Origin of the sequence: Clostridium uliginosum (genome assembly GCF_900112485.1) — a bacterium.
Taxonomy (GTDB): Bacteria; Bacillota; Clostridia; order Clostridiales; family Clostridiaceae; genus Clostridium; species Clostridium uliginosum.
In genome coordinates, this window is the sequence record NZ_FOMG01000075.1 from 1 (window position 1) to 1,385 (window position 1,385).

The 1,385-nt window shown below is 29.2% G+C and carries 1 protein-coding gene; it reads left to right on the forward strand.

The window, feature by feature from the left end; all coding sequences use genetic code 11:
* Positions 1–94 precede the first annotated feature (94 nt).
* Positions 95–1,327 carry an IS256 family transposase gene (locus BM027_RS17875; protein ID WP_090094519.1) on the forward strand — a complete coding sequence of 411 codons (1,233 nt, stop codon included), beginning with the start codon at positions 95–97 and terminating at the stop codon, positions 1,325–1,327.
* Positions 1,328–1,385: the final 58 nt, after the last annotated feature.

The window sequence follows — 1,385 nt, forward strand, 5'->3', positions numbered from 1 at the left end:
GGCCCTGTAAATAATTTTGTGTAAACTGAATAAAATGAACTTCTTCTTGGCAATAATTGAGATAACAATTTATTACAAGAAGGAGTTTTTTTATATGGGAAATGTGTCGAAAGAATTATTAAGAGAATACATAAAGGAGCAGAATTTTAGTAACGCTAATGATATATTAAGCGGACTTAAAGAAATGTTTAGAGATGTTTTGCAAGAATCGTTAGAAGCGGAAATGGATGAAGCATTAGGTTATGGAAAATATGATAATTTAGATAAAAGTAATGATAATAGCCGTAATGGATATTCAAAAAAGACTGTTAAAACAGAACTCGGACCTGTACAGCTTAATATACCAAGAGATAGAAATGGTAATTTTGAACCTAAAATAGTTCCTAAATATCAAAGATCCGCTAACGGTATCGAAGATAAAATCTTAGGTCTTTATGCAACTGGAATGACAACTAGAGATATATCTGAACAAATAAAGGAGCTATATGGGGTAGATATAAGTGCTGAAACTGTATCGAATATAACAAATAGAATATTGCCTTTGGTTTCAGAATGGCAAAATAGACCCTTAAAAAAGACTTATTCATTTATATTTATGGATGCTATACATTATAAAGTAAGAGAAGATAAACAAATTATAGTTAAAGCTGCTTATGTTGTAATAGGAGTTAACTTAGATGGCCAAAAAGAAGTTTTAGGAATATGGATAGGAGCCAATGAAAGCAGTAAATTTTGGTTAGCTGTATTAAATGACCTTAAGAATAGAGGAATTCAAAATGTCCTTATATTCTGTGTTGACGGTTTAAACGGCTTCAAAGAAGCTATCGGAGCTACATACCCATTTGCTAAAATACAAAGATGTATAATACATCAGATAAGGTCTAGTATGAAGTATATTCCATATAAAGATAGAAAGGCTTTTGTAGCTGATTTAAAAGGAATATATAAAGCTGTTAATGAAGAAGTTGCTATGGAAAATTTACTATCATTAAAAGACAAATGGTCTAATAAATATCCTAATGCAGTTAAAAGTTGGGAAGATAATTGGGATAATCTAAGTACCTTCTTTGCATTTCCAGATAACATAAGAAAAATAATATATACTACTAATACTATAGAAAGCTTAAATAGCCAATTTAGAAAAGTAACAAAGACTAAATTAATATTTCCTAATGATGATAGTTTATTAAAAATGCTCTATCTAGCCGTTGAACGCGTAGCCAAAAAATGGACCAGAAATTATCCGGATTGGGACTTAGTTATTAATCAGCTTAATATCGTATTTAGTGATATACTTGATAAAACATCACAAGAAAAAGAACTTTAAATTAGGATATTCCTAAAATTAAAGTTCCTTAAAAATTATTTTGCCTAGGTATATTATT